Annotated in this window: 13 protein-coding genes; 7 read left to right on the forward strand and 6 right to left on the reverse strand. The window is 67.6% G+C overall.

Annotated features, from left to right (window positions below):
• The first annotated feature begins 127 nt into the window (after positions 1-127).
• Entirely contained in the window at positions 128-1,978 is a 1,851-nt protein-coding gene (locus JR064_RS04390) for a monovalent cation:proton antiporter-2 (CPA2) family protein (RefSeq protein ID WP_206228916.1), read from the forward strand.
• 119 nt (positions 1,979-2,097) lie between these two features.
• Here the strand turns inward: JR064_RS04390 and JR064_RS04395 are convergent, their stop codons facing one another.
• Positions 2,098-2,871: an alpha/beta hydrolase gene (locus JR064_RS04395; protein ID WP_206228917.1), complete on the reverse strand. Its 774-nt coding sequence runs from the start codon at positions 2,869-2,871 to the stop codon at positions 2,098-2,100.
• On the reverse strand, positions 2,872-3,168 hold the full coding sequence (locus JR064_RS04400) for a DUF1244 domain-containing protein (protein ID WP_179564915.1): 297 nt from the start codon (positions 3,166-3,168) through the stop codon (positions 2,872-2,874). It abuts the gene before it with no gap.
• Between the two features lie 51 nt (positions 3,169-3,219).
• On the opposite strand from JR064_RS04400, the gene folD reads away from it, so the two are divergent.
• From folD to guaA, 3 genes are all read left to right on the forward strand, one after another.
• Positions 3,220-4,131, forward strand: a complete 912-nt coding sequence (gene folD, locus JR064_RS04405; RefSeq protein ID WP_206228918.1) for a bifunctional methylenetetrahydrofolate dehydrogenase/methenyltetrahydrofolate cyclohydrolase FolD — start codon at positions 3,220-3,222, stop codon at positions 4,129-4,131.
• A gap of 189 nt (positions 4,132-4,320) precedes the next feature.
• Positions 4,321-5,778: an IMP dehydrogenase gene (gene guaB / locus JR064_RS04410; protein WP_179564911.1), complete on the forward strand. Its 1,458-nt coding sequence runs from the start codon at positions 4,321-4,323 to the stop codon at positions 5,776-5,778.
• Positions 5,779-5,908: 130 nt separating this feature from the next.
• Positions 5,909-7,474, forward strand: a complete 1,566-nt coding sequence (gene guaA / locus JR064_RS04415) for a glutamine-hydrolyzing GMP synthase (RefSeq protein WP_206228919.1) — start codon at positions 5,909-5,911, stop codon at positions 7,472-7,474.
• 288 nt (positions 7,475-7,762) lie between these two features.
• Here the strand turns inward: guaA and JR064_RS04420 are convergent, their stop codons facing one another.
• Entirely contained in the window at positions 7,763-8,230 is a 468-nt protein-coding gene (locus tag JR064_RS04420; protein WP_179564907.1) for a PaaI family thioesterase, read from the reverse strand.
• A 138-nt stretch (positions 8,231-8,368) separates the two neighbouring features.
• Between JR064_RS04420 and JR064_RS23010 the strand changes: the two genes are divergently transcribed.
• Entirely contained in the window at positions 8,369-8,767 is a 399-nt protein-coding gene (locus JR064_RS23010; protein ID WP_241092844.1) for a hypothetical protein, read from the forward strand.
• Here JR064_RS23010 and JR064_RS04430 read toward each other — a convergent pair whose 3' ends face one another.
• From JR064_RS04430 to JR064_RS04440, 3 genes are all read right to left on the reverse strand, one after another.
• Complete coding sequence (locus JR064_RS04430; RefSeq protein ID WP_206228920.1) at positions 8,768-11,833, reverse strand: efflux RND transporter permease subunit; 3,066 nt, start codon at positions 11,831-11,833, stop codon at positions 8,768-8,770.
• Positions 11,830-12,936, reverse strand: a complete 1,107-nt coding sequence (locus JR064_RS04435; protein ID WP_206228921.1) for an efflux RND transporter periplasmic adaptor subunit — start codon at positions 12,934-12,936, stop codon at positions 11,830-11,832. Before JR064_RS04435 ends, JR064_RS04430 begins: the two co-directional genes overlap by 4 nt.
• 75 nt (positions 12,937-13,011) lie before the next feature.
• Positions 13,012-13,629: a TetR/AcrR family transcriptional regulator gene (locus tag JR064_RS04440; protein ID WP_206228922.1), complete on the reverse strand. Its 618-nt coding sequence runs from the start codon at positions 13,627-13,629 to the stop codon at positions 13,012-13,014.
• Positions 13,630-13,715: 86 nt separating this feature from the next.
• Here JR064_RS04440 and JR064_RS04445 point away from each other — a divergent pair, with 86 nt between their 5' ends.
• Both JR064_RS04445 and JR064_RS04450 read left to right on the forward strand, forming a co-directional pair.
• Positions 13,716-15,182, forward strand: coding sequence for an efflux transporter outer membrane subunit (locus tag JR064_RS04445; RefSeq protein ID WP_206228923.1), 1,467 nt, complete (start codon positions 13,716-13,718; stop codon positions 15,180-15,182).
• 209 nt (positions 15,183-15,391) lie between these two features.
• Positions 15,392-18,319 (forward strand): glycoside hydrolase family 31 protein, encoded by a 2,928-nt coding sequence (locus JR064_RS04450; RefSeq protein ID WP_338123861.1) that lies wholly within the window; start codon positions 15,392-15,394, stop codon positions 18,317-18,319.
• Positions 18,320-18,332: the final 13 nt, after the last annotated feature.

Raw genomic sequence — 18,332 nt, forward strand, 5'->3', positions numbered from 1 at the left:
GGCGCGGCGTCTCTCCATGCGTGATGCGTAACGCGCTACGGCATTGCATGCCTGCGCCGTCGTGCTTCGTCGCCATGCCGCACACCGGTGCATGGGGTCGCCCCGGCCTTGTGGGTAGAATCGGCGCATGACCAGTGCAGCCGACAGCAGTGAATTGATCAAGGTGGTGGCGTTGCTCGGCGCCGCGGTGGTGGCGGTACCGGTGTTCCGCCGCCTGGGCCTGGGCTCGGTGCTCGGCTATCTGGCCGCGGGCCTGGCGATCGGGCCGTTCGGATTCGGCTGGTTCGCCGATCCGCAGGCGATCCTGCACGTGGCCGAACTGGGCGTGGTGATGTTCCTGTTCGTGATCGGGCTGGAAATGCGGCCCTCGCACCTGTGGAGCCTGCGCAAGCAGATCTTCGGCCTGGGCACGGCGCAGATCGTGGTGTGCGCGACGGTGCTGACCGGGGTGGGGCTGGCGCTGGGGCTGTCCTTGCCGGTGGCGTTCATCGCCGCGTCCGGTTTCGTGCTCACCTCCACCGCGGTGGTGATGCAATTGCTCGGCGAGCGCGGCGACATCGCCTTGCCGGCGGGGCAGAAGATCGTCGCGATCCTGTTGTTCGAAGACCTGCTGATCGTGCCGTTGCTGGCCGTGGTGGCATGGATGGCGCCGGTGCCGGTCGCCGCCGATGCGCCCTCGCGCTGGATCGGCATCGGCATCGGCGCGGCGGCGATCGTCGGCCTGCTGGTGGCCGGGCGTTGGCTGCTGAATCCGCTGTTCCGGTTGCTGGCCGCGGCCAAGGCGCGCGAAGTGATGACCGCCGCTGCGCTGCTGGTGGTCCTGGGTGCGGCATTGCTGATGCAGCTCGGTGGGCTGTCGATGGCGATGGGCGCGTTCCTGGCCGGGGTGCTGCTGTCCGAATCCACCTTCCGCCACCAGATCGAGGCCGACATCGAGCCGTTCCGCGGCATCCTGCTGGGGCTGTTCTTCCTCGGCGTGGGCATGGCCCTGAACCTGGCGGTGGTGGCGGCGAACTGGACGCTGATCCTCAGCGGCGTGCTCGCGTTCATGGTGGCCAAGGCCGCGTGCATCTACCTGGTCGCGCGGCTCACCGGCAGCGGCCACGCGCAGGCGCTGGACCGCGGCGTGCTGATGGCGCAGGGCGGCGAGTTCGCGTTCGTGCTGTTCGCCGCGGCGGGCGTGGCTGGGGTCATCGATGCGCAGGTCAACGCCAACCTGACCGCAATCGTGGTGCTGTCGATGGCGCTGACCCCGCTGTTCGTGCTGCTGTACCGGCGCTGGGCGCCGGTGGAAGCGCCGTCGCTGGACGGCGTGGAGGCGGCCGACGGGCTCACCGGCAGCGTGCTGATCATCGGCTTCGGCCGCTTCGGCCAGGTCGCCAGCCAGTCGCTGCTGGCGCGCGACGTGGACGTGACCATCATCGACAACGACATCGAGATGATCCAGAGCGCGGCCGAGTTCGGCTTCAAGATCTACTACGGCGACGGCACCCGCCTGGACGTGCTGCATGCCTCCGGCGCGCACAGCGTGCGCGCCATCGCGGTGTGCATCGACAACCGCGAGGCGGCCAACCGCATCGTCGAACTGGCCACGCAGGAATTCCCGCACGCCAAGCTGCTGGTGCGCTCCTACGACCGCGAGCATTCGCTGAAGCTGATCGCCGCCGGCGTGGACTACCAGATCCGCGAGACCTTCGAGTCGGCGGTGGAATTCGGCCAGGCCGCGCTGATCGAACTGGGCATGGCAGAGGACGAGGCCGCGAGCATCGCCCGCGAGATCCGCCGCCGCGACGCCGAGCGCCTGGAACTGGAGATCGCCGCAGGCGACGTGCGCGCCGGCAGCGGCCTGATGTACGGCAACATCGCCCCGGCGGTGCCCAAGCCGACCCCGTTCACTCCGCCGCGGCGCGAGAGCCGCACGCTCAATCCCGAAGCGGTGCCGGCGGCGGAGGCGGTGGACGAGCGCCGCAACGACTAAGGCACCGCCGCCCTGTAGGAGCGGCTTCAGCCGCGACCGGGCGTTACCGGTGATGCCCGGTCGCGGCTGAAGCCGCTCCTGCAGTGGCTGCGGACTGCGAATGTCCGAGCTGAAACGCCTCAGCGCAGAAATGCGCGCAACGCCTGCGCATAACGCGGATCGGCGCTGATGTCGTCGTGTCCGGCGCGCGGCATCGCGACCACGCTGGGTGTCTGCGCCAGGGAATCGAGCAGCCGCTGCGTGCTCGACGCCGGCACCACCTGGTCGCGGCCGGCGCGCAGCACCAGCAACGGCCCGCGGTAGGCGCGCAGCGCGCTGGCCGAGTCGTAGCGGTCGCGCAGCAGCCAGCGCACCGGCGCCCACGGGTAATGCGCCTGCGCGGCCGAGGCCAGGCTGTCGAACGGGGTGACCAGCACCAGCCGCGCCAGCGGCCGCCGCGCCGCCAGCTGGCTGGCGACGCCGCTGCCCAGGCTGCGTCCGAGCACCGCGATCTCGGCCTGCGGCTGCGCGGCGTGCACGTGGTCGTACAGCGCCAGCGCGTCGCCGATCAGCGCCGCCTCGTTCGGCGTGCCGTCGCTGGCGCCGTAGCCGCGGTAGGCCAGCAGGTACACGCTGTAGTCGGGCAGCAGCGGCGCCAGCTGCGCGCGCGCCTGGCGCAGGTCCTCGGCGTTGCCGCCGAAGTACAGCAACACCTTGTCGCGGCCGGGATTGACCCGCCAGCCGCGCAGGCGCAGCACCGGGCTGCGCTGCAGGACGAAATCCGTCTGCGCCGCGGCCACCCGGGTCGCCTGCGGGAAATACAGCAGCTCGCGCTGGCCCAGGTAGAGCAGGGCGCAGACCACCAGGTAGGCGACGACCGCGATCGCCGCGACGATGCCCAGGTGGCGCAGCATCTATCCGTGCCGGCGCTGCGCGTCGGCGAAGGCCGCCAGTTGTTCCGGCGTGGCCTCGGCCTGGAACTGCGCCTTCCAGTCGGCGAACGGCATGCCGTAGACGCGTTCGCGCGCCTGATCCTTGCTCAGCGTCTCGCCTTCGGCGGCGGCCGCCTCGCGGTACCAGTCGGCCAGGCAGTTGCGGCAGAAGCCGGCCAGGATCATCAGATCGATGTTCTGTACGTCGCTGCGGTCCTGGTTGAGGTGCTGCAGCAGCCGCCGGAACGCGGCGGCCTCGATGCGGGTGGTGTCGGTCATGGCGGAATCGGGGACAATAGGGGTCCCCAGACTCTACACCCGCTCGCCTCGATGACCGATTCCGCGCCCGTCTCCTCCGTTCCGGCCCGCATCCTCGACGGGCGGCGCATCGCCGACGAACTGCTCGACCAGCTCAAGCTGCGGGTCGATGCGCGGCTGGCGGCCGGACAGCCGCGGCCGGGCCTGGCGGTGGTGCTGGTCGGCGGCGATCCGGCGTCCACGGTGTACGTGCGCAACAAGCGCCGCGCGGCGGAAAAGGTCGGCATCGAGGCGTTCGACTACGACCTGCCGGCCGGTACCGGCGAAGCCGACCTGCTGGCGCTGATCGACCGCCTCAATGCCGACCCCAAGGTGCACGGCATCCTGGTGCAGCTGCCGCTGCCGGGCATTCCCGACGCCAGCCGGCTGATCCACCGCATCGATCCGCGCAAGGACGTGGACGGTTTCCATCCGGAGAACGTCGGCCACCTGGCGCTGCGCGAATTCGGCCTGCGCCCGTGCACCCCGCGCGGCATTGTCACCCTGCTCGGGCATACCGACCAGCCGGTGCGCGGCCGCAACGCCACCATCGTCGGGGTCAGCAACCACGTCGGCCGGCCGATGGCGCTGGAACTGCTGATCGCCGGCTGCACGGTCAGCTGCTGCCACAAGTTCACCCCGCCGGACGTGCTGCAGGCGCGCGTGCGCGATGCCGACATCCTGGTGGTGGCGGTGGGCCGTCCCGGCCTGATCCCCGGCGAATGGGTCAAGCCCGGCGCGGTGGTGATCGACGTCGGCATCAACCGCCTCGACGACGGCCGCCTGGTCGGCGACGTCGGCTTCGACGCGGCCGCGCAACGCGCCAGCTGGATCACCCCGGTGCCGGGTGGAGTCGGGCCGATGACCGTGGCCACGCTGATGCAGAACACGATCGAGGCCGCTGATGCGGCCGGGATTCGGGATTCGGGATTCGGGATTCGTTAAAGGCAACGGCAAAGCGCGTGCATCGGTCGATCGCTGTTACATCCGAGATCGGCCGGCTGTTGGCGTTCAGGCAAACATGCAAACGGCCGGCTGCGGAGGGCTTCGCCGTTGCGAATCCCGAATCCCAAATCTCCAATCCCGGCCCCAAATGCGTTAAAATGCCGCGCTTCCCCACATTCGGGTCCGCCGATGCTGCGCATCCAGGCTGAAGCTTTAACGTACGACGACGTTTCGCTCGTCCCCGCCCATTCGATCGTCCTGCCGAAGGACGTCAGCCTGGAAACCCGGCTGACCCGCGACCTGCGCCTGAAATTGCCGATCCTGTCGGCGGCGATGGACACGGTGACCGAACACCGCCTCGCGGTGGCCATGGCCCAGCTCGGCGGCATCGGCATCATCCACAAGAACCTGACCCCGGCGCAGCAAGCTGCCGAAGTGGCCAAGGTCAAGAAGTTCGAAGCCGGGGTGATCACCGAGCCGTTCACCGTCGGTCCGGAAACGACCATCGGCGAAGTGCTGAAACTGACCCGCGCGCGCAACATCTCCGGCGTGCCGGTGGTCGACGGCAGCGAGCTGGTCGGCATCGTCACCAGCCGCGACATGCGCTTCGAGAAGAAGCTCGACGATCCGGTCCGCCACATCATGACCAAGAAGGATCGGCTGATCACCGTGCGCGAAGGCGCCAGCGACGAGGAAGTGCTGCAGCTGCTGCATCGCAACCGCATCGAGAAGATCCTGGTGGTCAACGACAGCTTCGAGCTGCGCGGCCTGATCACGGTCAAGGACATCCAGAAGAAGACCGACAACCCCAACGCCGCCAAGGACGCGGCCACGCGCCTGCTGGTCGGTGCGGCGGTCGGCGTCGGCGGCGACACCGAGCAGCGCATCGAACTGCTGGCCGCGGCGGGCGTGGACGTGGTCATCGTCGATACCGCGCACGGCCACTCGCAGGGCGTGATCGACCGCGTGGCCTGGGTCAAGAAGACCTATCCGCAGCTGCAGGTGATCGGCGGCAACATCGTCACCGGCGATGCCGCGCTGGCGCTGATGGACGCCGGCGCCGACGCGGTCAAGGTCGGCGTGGGTCCCGGCTCGATCTGCACCACGCGCGTGGTCGCCGGTGTCGGCGTACCGCAGATCACCGCGGTGGACATGGTCGCCGAGGCGCTGCAGGACCGCATCCCGCTGATCGCCGACGGCGGCATCCGCTATTCCGGCGACATCGGCAAGGCGCTGGTCGCCGGCGCCTCCACGGTGATGGTCGGCGGCCTGTTCGCCGGCACCGAGGAAGCCCCGGGCGAGGTCGAGCTGTTCCAGGGCCGCAGCTACAAGAGCTACCGCGGCATGGGCAGCCTGGGCGCGATGGAGAAGGGCAGCAAGGACCGTTACTTCCAGGACGCCTCCGACGCCGACAAGCTGGTGCCGGAAGGCATCGAAGGCCGCGTGCCGTACCGCGGCCCGCTCAGCGGCATCATCCACCAGCTGATCGGCGGCCTGCGCGCCACGATGGGCTACGTGGGCTGCGCGACGATCGAAGAAATGCGCACCAAGCCGAAGTTCGTCACCATCACCGGTGCCGGCCAGCGCGAGAGCCACGTGCACGACGTGCAGATCACCAAGGAACCGCCGAACTACCGCATGGGCTGATGCCCATGCGCGGGATTGGGGATTCGGGATTGGGGATTCGTAGTAGCCCGCCGCGTCTCCACCGGCAGTGCACATCGCCGCCATCCCGCTGTTGCGAATCCCCAATCCCGCATCCCCAATCCCGGCCCCAATGACCAACATCCACAGCGACAAGATCCTCATCCTCGATTTCGGCGCGCAGTACACGCAGCTGATCGCGCGCCGTATCCGCGAACTGGGGGTCTACTGCGAGATCTGGGCCTGGGACCACGATCCGGCGGAGATCGCCGGCTTCGGCGCCAAGGGCATCATCCTGTCCGGCGGCCCCGAATCGACCACGCTGCCGGGCGCGCCGGTCGCGCCGCAGGAAGTGTTCGACAGCGGCCTGCCGGTGTTCGGCATCTGCTACGGCATGCAGACCCTGGCCGCGCAGCTGGGTGGCGCCACCGAGGCCGCCGACCAGCGCGAGTTCGGCCATGCGGAAGTGGAGGTGGTCGCGCCCGACGCGCTGTTCTCCGGCCTCAGCGACCATCCCGGCGCCGCGCGTTTGAACGTGTGGATGAGCCACGGCGACCACGTCTCCAAGGTGCCGCCGGGCTTCACCGTCACCGCCGTCACCGACCGCATTCCGGTCGCGGCGATGGCCAACGCCGCCAAGCGCTGGTACGGCGTGCAGTTCCATCCGGAAGTCACCCACACGCTGCAGGGCCAGACCCTGTTGCGCCGCTTCGTGGTCGACGTCTGCGGCTGCGAGACCCTGTGGACCGCGGCCAACATCATCGACGACCAGATCGCGCGCGTGCGCGCCCAGGTCGGCGACGACGAAGTGATCCTGGGCCTGTCCGGCGGCGTCGATTCGTCGGTGGTCGCCGCACTGCTGCACAAGGCGATCGGCGACAAGCTGACCTGCGTGTTCGTCGACACCGGCCTGCTGCGCTGGCAGGAGGGCGACCAGGTGATGGCGATGTTCGCAGAGCACATGGGCGTCAAGGTGATCCGGGTCAACGCGGCCGAGCGCTACTTCAGCGCGTTGGCCGGCGTCAGCGACCCGGAAGCCAAGCGCAAGATCATCGGCAACCTGTTCGTGGAGATCTTCGACGAGGAGTCGAACAAGCTGGCCAACGCCAAGTGGCTGGCGCAGGGCACGATCTATCCGGACGTGATCGAGTCGGCCGGCAGCAAGACCGGCAAGGCGCACGTGATCAAGAGCCACCACAATGTCGGCGGCCTGCCCGAGCACATGAAGCTGGGCCTGGTCGAGCCGCTGCGCGAACTGTTCAAGGACGAGGTGCGGCGCCTGGGCGTGGAACTCGGCCTGCCGCGCAGCATGGTCTACCGCCATCCGTTCCCGGGTCCCGGGCTGGGCGTGCGCATCCTCGGCGAAGTGAAGCGCGAGTACGCCGAGCTGCTGGCCAAGGCCGATGCGATCTTCATCGAAGAGCTGCGCAAGGCCGACCTGTACGACACCACCAGCCAGGCGTTCGCGGTGTTCCTGCCGGTCAAGTCGGTGGGCGTGGTCGGCGACGCGCGCGCCTACGAATGGGTGATCGCGCTGCGCGCGGTGGAGACCATCGACTTCATGACCGCGCACTGGGCGCACCTGCCGTACGACTTCCTCGGCACCGTGTCCAACCGCATCATCAACGAACTGCGCGGCGTCTCGCGCGTGGTCTACGACATCTCCGGCAAGCCGCCGGCGACGATCGAGTGGGAGTGATTTTTGCCGATCCGGGCGTATCCGACCTGCGCGACGGACCTCGCCCATATTGACCCGCCGCAAAATCGGAAGTGCCGTCAGGAGAGGTGAGCTCTTGACGGTTTCCTCGACATGAGTGTCTGAAGACGGTCATTTCCCGCCAAGACTCACTCAAGATCGTATTTCCGGTACTTTTGCAGGCGACGCGCAAATGCAGCCGGATGCCGCGATCGAGGCTCTGAAGCCGCGAGACGACTGCGGATCTTCCGGCGTACCCGGACGAACTTTGCGGTTGCTGTGTTCTTCGGGTCAGGAGCGCTGCCGTTGCGGGCGCTCCATCACCAGCAGGGTCGAGGTCGCGCTGGCATAGATGCGCGCGTTGGCGTCCTTCAGTGTCGCCTCGGCAAAGGCGGCACGGCGGCCGACGGATAGGACGCGGCCTTCCGCGCGGAGCGGGCCGGTGTCGGCGGTGATCGGGCGCAGGTACGAAACCTTCAGTTCCAAGGTGGTGTAGGCCTGGTCCGCCGACAACTTGGAATGCACGGCGCATCCGCACGCCGAATCGAGCAGCGTCGCGGCATAGCCGCCATGGACCGTGCCGATCGGGTTGTAGGCGTGCACGCCGGGCGTGCCTGAGAAGACCGCCCATCCATCGCCGGCTTCGACGAAAGTGAAGTCCAGCGAATCGCCGATCGGCGGTCGGCCTCCGGCAGCGATCAGCGCCTGCAGGGTCTCAAGCCCGGAAAGGCCGGGGGCAATTTCGTCGACGAGATTCATTGGCATCTCTCCAATGTGGGCCGGCGCAGGGGCGCGGACGGCTTCAGCAAGATTGACGTCTGCGGGGCGCATCGTCTTTGCTGCTTATATGATGACCATAATATATGACCGTGCCAAGCGGCGGTCCTGACCGGGTGCGTGGCCGACATTTGTCGATACAAAAGCCGCGACCCGATCGCCGGTCAGCAGGGCAGGGCGGCGGTAGCGCTGGCGACAAGCAGCGGAGGCTGGATCATTTTTGACGCGGCGCCAGCAGCGTCCGCGGTCGATCCGGTTGCCCCGCGATCCGCTCCAGGGCGGGTAGCGCAACGTACACTTGCCAAGGAGCCAGGCCGAGACAACGTCGAAGTCGTCTCGGCGGATCTCGTGGCGATGCCGGAGACCATGCAGCCAGCGGATGTGCTGTGGCTGCACCTGTTCTACCCCGATCTCCATACCGCGCTGATCCAGGCCAGGGGCGCGACTGCGGCCCGCTTCAATCGAGCCGTCTTCGAGCGGCTGCGGCATCGCTTCGCCTATCGGTTCGTGAAGCCTTGATCAGCGCGAAGGTCCCGGCCTGATCCGGAACCAGATGGAATACATCGCCGGCAGGAACACCAGGGTCAGGATCGTCCCGGCGAAGGTGCCGCCGATCAGCGTGTAGGCGAGGGTGCCCCAGAACACCGAGTGGGTCAGCGGGATGAACGCCAGGATCGCGGCCAGGGCGGTCAGGATCACCGGCCGCGCCCGCTGCACGGTGGCTTCGACGACCGCGTCGAACGGGCTTAGCCCTTCGCGTTCGTTGTGGTGGATCTGCCCGATCAGGATCAGCGTGTTGCGCATCAGGATGCCCGACAGCGCGATCAGGCCGACCAGGGCATTGATGCCGAAGGGCTGCTGGAACACGAGCAGCGTCGGCGCGACGCCGATCAGGCCGAGCGGACTGGTGGCGAACACCATGACCATGGCCGCGATCGAGCGCACCTGCAGGATGATGATGAGCAGGGTGAGCGCGACCATGATCGGGAACAGCGGCAGCATCGCCTTGGTGGCCTTGCCGGCCTCCTCGATCGAGCCCGCCTGTTCGATCCGGTAGCCGGGCGGAAGCGCGCCGATGATCGGCTGCAGCTGGGCCAGGATGGCGGTGGAAACGTCCGGGGGCTGCAGGCCTTCGGCGATGTCGCCGCGGACCGTGATGGTCGGCGTGCGATCGCGGCGGCGCAGGATGGGATCCTCCATGCGCACATCGACGGTGCCGGCCTGGGACAGCGGAATGCGCTGTCCCGCCGCTCCGACCAGCGTGAAGCCGGCGATCTTCGCAGGATCGAAACGGATCTCGCCGGCTGCGCGTCCCAGCACCTGCACCGAACGGATGTCCTCGCGCACCTCGGTCAGGGGCACGCCGCTCAACAGGAACTGCAGCTGCGAGGCCACGGCGCTGGAGGTCAGCCCGACGGCCTGGAGCCGGTCCTGGTCGAGGGTGAAGCGCAGCGTGGGGACGCGCGGTCCCCAATCCGTGTTGACCGTGCGCATCATCGGACTGGCATGCATGACATCGGCGACGTCGCCTGCGATCTTGCGCAGCACGTCCGGGTCGGGACCCATGACGCGATACGCCACCGGAAACGGCGAAGGCGGGCCGAACACGATCTGGGTGGCGCGCACCTGCGCCTCCGGCGCCAAGCCGTCGGCCACCGCCCGGCGCAGCCTGAACTTGAGCGCTTCGCGTTCCTTGTCGTCGCCGGCGAGCACCACGATCTTGGCGAACGACGGATCGGGCAGTTCGGGCGACATCGCCAGGAAGAACCGTGGCGCGCCCTGGCCGATGTAGGACGTCACGATCCGCGCTTCCTTCTGTTTCGCCAGCCAGGCTTCGACCTTCGCCGTCGCCGCACTGGTCTGCTCGATCGAGGTGCCGTAGGGCATCTGCACCTCGACCAGCACCTCGGGCCGGTCGGAGGTCGGGAAGAACTGCTTGTTGACCACGCCCATGCCGACGATGGACAGCGCGAACAGCCCGGCCACCGTGCCGGCGACCAGCCATTTGCGCGCGATGACGCGCCCGAGCACTTGCCGGAAGCGGTTGTAGTGGCGGGTGTCGTAGATGGCTGCGTGGCCGCCTTCGATCTTCTTGATGTCCGGCAGCAGCTTCACGCCCAGGTAGGGAGTGAACACCACCGCGACGACCCAGGACGCGATCAGGGCGATGCCGACGATCCAGAACATGTTGCTGGTGTATTCGCCGGCCGTGGAGCGCGCGAATCCGTTGGGCATGAAGCCCACGGCCGTGACCAGCGTGCCGGACAGCATGGGCGCCGCCGTATGGCTCCACGCATAGGCCGAGGCGGCGACGCGGCTGTAGCCTTCCTCCATTTTCACCACCATCATTTCGATGGCGATGATGGCGTCGTCCACCAGCAGGCCCAGCGCCAGGATCAGCGAGCCGAGCGTGATGCGGTCGAAGTTCTTGCCGCTCGCGGCCATGACCACGAACACCGCCGCCAGCGTCAGCGGCACCGCCGCCGCGACCACGAGGCCGACACGCCAGCCCATGCTGACGAAGCACACCACCATCACCACCAGCAGGGCGACGAAGAACTTGACCATGAACTCGTCGACCGCCGAACCGATGTTGACGGCCTGGTCGGTCACCTTGCTCAGCGTCATGCCCAGCGGCAGCCCGGCGTTGACCTTGGTCACTTCCGCCTCCAGCGCCTTGCCCAGATCCAGGCCGTTCCAGTCGTCGCGCATCACCACGCCCAGCAGCAGCGCCGGTTCGCCGTTGTTGCGGACCAGGAAGGTGGCGGGATCCTCGTAGCCACGTTCCACGGTCGCCACATCCGACAGCTTCAGCGTCCGTCCCTGCGCGACGATCGGGGTCTGCCGGATCTTCTCCAGGCTGTCGAATGCACCATCGACGCGCAGGAACACCTGCGGTCCCTTGGTCTCGATGGAGCCGGCGGGGGTCAGCACATTCTGGCTGTTGAGCGCGGCGAAGATGTCCTGCGGCGCGACGCCCAGCGTGGCCAGGCGGTCGTGGGAGAAGGAGACGAAGATGCGCTCGGGCTGCTCGCCGATGATGTTGACCTTCTTCACGCCTGGAACGTGCAGCAATTGCTGGCGCAGCGTCTCGGCGTCGCGCACCAGCAGCCGTTGCGGTTCGCCCTTGGCCTTGAGCGCGAACAGCGCGAAGGTCACGTCCGCGTACTCGTCGTTGAGCATCGGGCCGATGACGCCGGCCGGCAGTTTCCTGGCCTCGTCGCCGAGTTTCTTGCGGGCCTGATAGAACTCCTCCTGCACCTGCGCAGGCGGGGTGCTGTCGAGCAGCGAAATCATGGTGAAGGCCAGGCCGGGGCGCGTATAGGTTTCCGCGCGGTCGTACCAGCGCAGTTCCTGCAGGCGTTTTTCCAGCGGTTCGGCGACCTGATCCTGCATCTCCTGCGCGGTCGCGCCCGGCCAGGCGGTGACCACCGTCATCTGCTTGATCGTGAACGGCGGATCTTCCGCGCGTCCGAGCTGGAAGAACGCGAGAACACCGGCGACGGAGATCAGGAAGATCAGGAACAGCGTGATCGAACGCTCGCGCACCGCCAGCGCCGACAGATTGAAACGTCCCTCGCTCATGGACGCGCTCCGCCGGCCAGCGCCTGGCCCTGGCCGATCGGCCTGACCAGCTGGCCTTCGCGAAGCAGATGTGCGCCCAGCGACACCACCTGGTCGCCAGCCTCGAGATTGCCCTTCACCTGCGCTACCTCGTCGGTCAAGCCAAGCACCTGGACCGAGCGCCAGACAGCCTTGGCAGGCTTGCCCTCGACGGCCCACACGCCCGGGCCCTTGCCCGGATCGAACACGGCGCCGATCGGGACTTGCAGCGAAGCGGCGGCGTCCGTGCCGGTCGGGATCTCGACGGTGACGGTGGCGCCCAGCGGGGCGCGGGCCAACGCGCCGTCGAGCACGTACCTGGCTTCGTAGGTGCGGGTCAGCCGGTCAGCCGCATCGGACAGCTGCCGCAAGGTCGCCGGCATCGCGGTCTGGCGATCGCCGTACAGCCTGGCATGCGCCAGCGAACCCGCAGCCGGCCGCAGCGTCTCGGGCAGTTGCACGATGGCTTCGCGCTGGCCCGCATGCGCCAGGCGCATGACCGGCTGCCCGGCGCCGACCACTTGCCCCGGCTCGGCCAGCGTGTCCACGATCACGCCATCGGCGTCGGCGAGCAGGACGGCGTAGCCCGACGCGTTCCTGGCAACGCCGGCTTGCGCATCGGCCGCCTTGAGTTGCGCCCGCGCCGTGTCGGCGGCGGCCTTGACCTGATCGTAGGCGGACGCCGAGACGGCCCCTTCGGCAACCAGGTCGCGATAGCGCGCCGCCTCGTCGGCGGTCTGTGTGGCGCGCGCCCGGGTTGCGGCGACCGTTTCCTGCTGCGCCTGTGCCTGCAGGCCCAGGTCGATCGGGTCCATGCGCATGAGCGCCTGGCCGCGTTTGACAGTCTGCCCGGTATCGACCAGGCGCTCGAGCACCTTGCCCGGCACGCGAAACGCCAGATCGCTTTGGATTCGAGCCGCGACGACTCCGGTGAACGACCGCGGTGCGTCGGCGCCGCCCTGCACGGCCCCGACTCTGACCAGCGGCGCTTCCGTGCGCGGATCGGCGGCATGTTTGTCGCCGCATGCCGCTAGGACAAGAGGTAATAGGCAAATGGCATACGGGACACACTGGCGCCGAAACATGGGAACCCTTCCTGACGGGATAGGGCATCCATTCTATACTTGTGACTAAAATGGTCAATAGTCACAATGAAGGACTCAGGGCGACAGGCTGCGCAGGATCAGGCTGGACAGCTGGCCCGTCGCCTCGGCGGCGTTGTCCAGGTTGTGCTGCAGCAACAGCGGATTGATGAACGGGCGCATGACCAGATAGATGGCATTGGCTGTCTCGTCCAGCGGGGTCTTGCGCTCGAATTCGCCCGCTTCGCGACCGTCGCGCACGATCTGCAGGACCAGGGCCTTGATGTGCTCTTCGTAGGCGCGGGCGGAGGGCCAGGATTCGGCGGCCGAGGTCCTGGCGATGTCGTAGAGCTTGCGATCGTCGAAGAACAGTTCGCTACTGGACTCCACCAGGGCCTTGAAAACGCGTCTTAAGCGCTCGGGGGCGGAAGGCGCGCCGGCAACGGCCTCGCCAACCGCCGCCATGATCGCGCTGAGGCGATTGGAGCAGATGACCTCGCCGATCGCCTGCTTGGAATCGAAGAACTTGTAGATGTAGGCCTTGGAAAAGCCGATCGCTTTCGCCAAGTCGGAAACGGTCGTCTTGTCGTAGCCGTACAGGCTGAAATATTCGGTCGCCGCCTCGACGATCTGGTCTCGGACATCGTGGTCCGAAGGTCCCCTGGGTTGGGGCGCGGGAGAAGGGGTCTTGGTCATTGTCACAGGGTACCGCGCCGCCCGTGGATTTGACAAAAAGTGACCATTTCGTAATATGGTCACATCAGCCGGCTTTCAGGATCGCCATGCAGTTCCGTCGCTCTCTCGTCATTTTGCTCTGCGCTGGCGTGACGGCCGGCTGCGCGGTCGGCTCCGACTACCGCCGACCCGAGGCGCCGTTGTCCAGCCACTACATCGGGCAGACGCAGGCTGGGCAGGCCAGCGGCCCGTCTGCGGTCGACCTGGCGGCATGGTGGCAAGACTTCGACGATCCGCTGCTGACGCGTCTGGTGGCGTCGGCGCTCGAGCAGAATCTGGACCTGGCGCAGGCGGCCGCGCGCGTCGCCCAGGCACGCGCCGGGCTCGGCGCGGCCAACGCGGCCCTGCTGCCGTCGGCAGCCGTCAGCGGGTCGGCGGCGCGCGCGCGCCAGTCGCTGGAAACCCCGTTGGGGCAGGTGCTCGATGCCGCGCCTGGATACGACAGATTGGGAAGCGCCTACGAGTTGGACCTGGAGGCAGGCTGGGAGGCGGACGTGTTCGGCGGTCTGCGGCGTGGCCGTGAGGCAGCATTGGCCGACTATCAAGCCTCGCAGGCCGGTGCCGGAGCAGTACGGCTGGCGGTAGCTGCGCAGACCGCCGACATCTACATCACCATCCGCGGCCTGCAGACGCGCCTCGCCATCGCCCGGCGCCAGGTCAGGACCCAGCAGGACCTGCTGGCGAAAGTGGGCCTGCTGTACAAAAGGGGATTGGCTGCCGAGTACGAAGTGCGACAGACGGAAGGCACGCTGTCGCAGGTGCAGGCGACGGTTCCCGGCCTGCAGACGGGCCTGGATGCGGCGATGAACGCCTTGGATGTGATGCTGGGTGTCCCGCCCGGAACGCATCGGGACGAACTCGAAGCCGCCGCACCGATTCCGGCGACGCCGGGAATCGCCGGGATGGGTTCCCCCGCCGACCTGCTGCAACGTCGCCCCGACCTCGTCGTCGCAGAACGCCGGCTCGCGGCGGCCAATGCCCGCATCGGCGAGGCGGTCGCGGAGTACTACCCGAAGTTCTCGTTGAGTGGCTTGCTGGGAAGCGCCACCGCGGTATCCAGCGGCAACCTGTTCACCAGCGGCGCGAGCCAGGCGGCAGGCGTGTTGGGACTGCGCTGGCGGCTTTTCGATTTCGGCCGTATCAATGCGCAGATCGATCTGGCCAAGGGTCAGGATGCCGAGGCCTTGGCCGCCTATCGCCAGGCGGTGCTGCGCGCGACCGAGGATGTCGAGAACGCCTTTTCGGCATTGGTCAACCGTCGGGACCAGGCCACGCTGTTGAAGCAGGGCGAGGCATCGCTGACTCGTGCCAGGGGATTGGCGTTTACCGCGTACCAGCGCGGGACCGCAAGCCTGATCGACGTGCTGCATGCCGACGAATCGCTCTTGAAAGCGTCCGACGCGAGAGCGCAGGCGCAGACCGAATCGGCGCGAGCCGCCGTCGCCGCGTTCCGGGCGCTCGGTGGCGGCTGGCAGCCGCTGTCTTCCGACGCGCTGGCGGCTCGTGGATCGTGAGGCACGAATGACTGCTTGACGGTCATGCCGTCGGGGTAGATCGCAGGCATGGCGCCGCCGCAGACCATATGCCGGGCCCGCATGGATGCAGTTGCAACCTTCGGTTGATCGCGCGAGCGCAAGGCGTACACTTTTTTCGGAAAGCGAACGCCATGCGCCCGCGTCGGGCGACGAGGGAGCGGCACATGCGGATGGGGCGACAGAGGGTTGTGGCGGCGGCGTTCCTGGCCTTCGGGCTTTCGGCATCCATTCCGGCATCGTTCGCCGCCGGTACGAAGCAGGCCGCAAGCGCGGCGGAGACCGGCCTGGATGCGCGCGGACACCTGCGTGCTGTCGCGACCGGACGCGGCGAGTCGTTCGCGTACACGCGGCTGCAGCAGGGCGTCCAGGTCCGCATCGGCCAGATCGCCAAGAACGTGATCTTCTACGGGCCGCAGACCGTTCGCGTGAATGCGAACCTGGGAGAGAACTACTGGACCGCCCCCAGCCTGGCGGTGATCGGCACGCCGCAACCCATCGCCTTCGCCACCGGCGAGACCGAGGACACGCTGACGCTCAAAAGCGCCGCACTGCGCGTTGAAATCAGCAAGAGGACCGGCGCGGTGCGTTTCCTCGACGCTGCGGGCAAGCTCTATACGGAAGAGAACAGCGACGCACCGCAGACATTGAAGAAGGTCGTCGTGTCGGGCGCGCCGACGTTCGAGGCGGCCAACAGGTTGACCTTGCGCCCGGACGAAGCGATCTACGGCCTGGGTTTCCTCGGCGAGCAGAGCAGCAATCGGCGCGGCAAGGAACTGCTGCTGGTGCAGACCAACGTGGGCATCGTCATCCCCGTGCTGATGTCCTCGCGCCGCTACGGGATCCTGTGGGACACGTACTCGCAGATGCGGTTCAAGGACGATGCGGACGGCGCATCGATGTGGGCCGAAAGCGCGCCCGGCGGCGTCGATTACTACTTCATGGGCGGCGATACACCGGATGCGGTGGTCGCGGCCTACCGGGCGCTGACCGGGCAGGCGCCGATGTATCCCAAGCAGGCGTTCGGCCTGTTCATGAGCAAGGAACGCTATAAGACCCAGGAGCAGCTGCTCGACGTCGCCCGCAGCTTCCGCAACGACGGATTTCCGCTCGACTACATCGTGCAGGACTGGCAGTACTGGGGATCGGACAAGGACGGCAGCTGGAGCGGCATGACCTGGGATCCGGTCCGCTATCCCGACCCTGCCGGCATGGCGCGCCAGGTGCACGACCTGCACATGAAGCTGATGGTGTCGATCTGGCCCTCGGTCGGCGACGATACCGCGCTGGCCCACGAACTGGACCAGCACCGGTTGCGTTTCGCGCCGCTGCACTGGATCTCCAAGCATGCGCGCGTGTACGACGCCTACAGTCCGCTGGGGCGGCAGATCTACTTCAAGCACATCAAGTCGGGCCTGCTCGACAAGGGCGTGGATGCGCTGTGGATGGACGGCACCGAGATCGAAGTCAGCAGCGCCATGTGGAACGCGCAGGACAATATCCGCGACACCAAGGCGCTGGGCTCCAACGCGCTGGGCGACTTCACGCGGTATCTCAATCCTTACTCGCTGCTCACCACGCAGGGCACGTACGACGGCCAGCGCGCCACCAGCGACAAGCGCGTTTTCACGCTGACCCGCTCGGCGTGGGCGGGCGCGCAGCGCACTGCGGCGGCGTCCTGGAGCGGCGACATCTACGCCAGTTGGAAGACGCTGAAACAGCAGGTCGCCGAAGGCGTCAATGTGACGGTGACCGGCAATCCCTACTGGACCCAGGACACGGGCGGCTTCTTCGTCGCCGATTTCCCCGGCGGCGAAAACAATCCGGCCTGGCGCGAACTCTATGCGCGCTGGCTGCAGTTCTCGGCGTTCAATCCGCTCATGCGGATCCACGGCACCAACGTCGAGCGCGAGCCGTACCGGTTCAAGTCGATGGACCCGGCGGTCTATGCCTCGCTGCTCAAGAGCACGCAGCTGCGCTATCGCATGCTGCCCTACATCTACAGCCTCAGCTGGAAGGTGACCGCGGACGGCTACACGCTGATGCGGCCGCTGATGATGGATTTCCCCGACGATCGCGCCACCGACGCCATCGACGATACCTTCATGTTCGGCAACGCGTTCCTCGTCCATCCGGTGACGCGTGCGATGTACCACGTCGAACCGCCGCCGGCGACCACCATCCCGGGCGAGGTGCTGCGCACGCCGGACGGGAAGCCGGGCCTGGCCGGCCAGTATTTCGAAGGCGAGCATTTCCAGACGCCCAGGAGCCGCTTCGTCGATCCGAAGGTGGACCACACCTGGCCCGATCCGCCGCTGGCCGAGGTGCCGGCCGGCCTTTCCGGCCTGATGCACTTCTCCGCACGTTGGCAGGGCACGCTGACCGCGCCTGAAGAAGGGGAATACGAGATCGGGGTCGAGGGCGACGACGGCTTCCGGCTGATGCTCGACGGCAAGACCGTCGTGCAGGACTGGGACGCCGGCGCTGCGCGGTACAAGGCGACGACGGTCGCGCTGCGCAAGGGCCAGGTCGTCAAGCTCGGACTCGAGTACTACCAGGGCGATGCCGAGCGCATGCTGCGCCTGGCGTGGAGAACGCCGAGCGAGCGGCAGGCGCTCAGCGCGCCGCGCGCCGCCCTCGACGACAACGTCGACACCTATCTGCCCAAGGGCGCGGACTGGTACGACTTCTGGACCAACCAGCGCTTCGATGGCGGCCGCCACGTCGTCCGGCCCGCGCCGCTGGATCTGCTGCCGCTCTACGTGCGGGCCGGATCGATCGTGCCGATGGGGCCGCAGGTGCAATACGCCACGCAGGCGCCGCAGGCGCCCTACGAAGTCCGCGTCTATCCGGGCGCGAACGCGCGCTTCACCCTGTACGAGGACGACAACGAGACCTATGCCTATGAAAAGGGCGCCTATGCCACCTACGATCTGGTCTGGAACGATGCGGCCAGAACGCTGCGCATCGGCCCGCGGCGAGGCGGCTTTCCCGGCATGACCGCGCAGCGCGAGCTCGACGTCGTACTCGTGGATGGCGCCGCCGGCGGCGGCATGGAGCCGGCGCCGATCACCAAGCGTATTTCCTATACCGGAAAAACGGTCACGGTCCGGTTCTGAAATCCCGCGTCGT

Origin of the sequence: Xanthomonas bonasiae (assembly GCF_017163705.1) — a bacterium.
Lineage (GTDB): Bacteria > Pseudomonadota > Gammaproteobacteria > Xanthomonadales > Xanthomonadaceae > Xanthomonas_A > Xanthomonas_A bonasiae.

Coding starts and splice junctions, on each gene's coding strand:
- JR064_RS04435 (WP_206228921.1), bottom strand. CDS start 12,936: ATGTTTCGGCGCCAGTGTGTCCCGTATGCCATTTGCCTATTACCTCTT.
- JR064_RS04445 (WP_206228923.1), top strand. CDS start 13,716: ATGCAGTTCCGTCGCTCTCTCGTCATTTTGCTCTGCGCTGGCGTGACG.
- guaB (WP_179564911.1), top strand. CDS start 4,321: ATGCTGCGCATCCAGGCTGAAGCTTTAACGTACGACGACGTTTCGCTC.
- JR064_RS04430 (WP_206228920.1), bottom strand. CDS start 11,833: ATGAGCGAGGGACGTTTCAATCTGTCGGCGCTGGCGGTGCGCGAGCGT.
- JR064_RS04395 (WP_206228917.1), bottom strand. CDS start 2,871: ATGCTGCGCCACCTGGGCATCGTCGCGGCGATCGCGGTCGTCGCCTAC.
- JR064_RS04400 (WP_179564915.1), bottom strand. CDS start 3,168: ATGACCGACACCACCCGCATCGAGGCCGCCGCGTTCCGGCGGCTGCTG.
- JR064_RS04390 (WP_206228916.1), top strand. CDS start 128: ATGACCAGTGCAGCCGACAGCAGTGAATTGATCAAGGTGGTGGCGTTG.
- JR064_RS04440 (WP_206228922.1), bottom strand. CDS start 13,629: ATGACCAAGACCCCTTCTCCCGCGCCCCAACCCAGGGGACCTTCGGAC.
- guaA (WP_206228919.1), top strand. CDS start 5,909: ATGACCAACATCCACAGCGACAAGATCCTCATCCTCGATTTCGGCGCG.
- JR064_RS04420 (WP_179564907.1), bottom strand. CDS start 8,230: ATGAATCTCGTCGACGAAATTGCCCCCGGCCTTTCCGGGCTTGAGACC.
- folD (WP_206228918.1), top strand. CDS start 3,220: ATGACCGATTCCGCGCCCGTCTCCTCCGTTCCGGCCCGCATCCTCGAC.